The organism is Olsenella uli (assembly GCF_901212675.1).
In the GTDB taxonomy this organism is placed as follows: Bacteria; Actinomycetota; Coriobacteriia; order Coriobacteriales; family Atopobiaceae; genus Parolsenella; species Parolsenella uli_B.
Window position 1 is genome coordinate 1,338 of record NZ_CAAKOQ010000057.1, and the last position, 301, is coordinate 1,638.

The window sequence follows — 301 nt, forward strand, 5'->3', positions numbered from 1 at the left end:
TCCGACCGATCGACCCCATGGAGCGACGGGTGCTCCCCGCGCATGCGGGGATGATCCCTCGTCCAGGATTAGGTGCGTGAAGCGGGGGAGGTGCTCCCCGCGCATGCGGGGATAATCCCTCGTCCAGGATCAGGTGCGTGAAGCGGGGGAGGTGCTCCCCGCGCATGCGGGGATGATCCTACTCTTATGGTGGAGCAAAGGATAACTTTAACGTGCTTCCCGCGCATGCGGGGATGATCCCAGGGACAGGGCTACTGCTGCTTTTGCAAGGGGGTGCTCCCCGCGCATGCGGGGATGATCC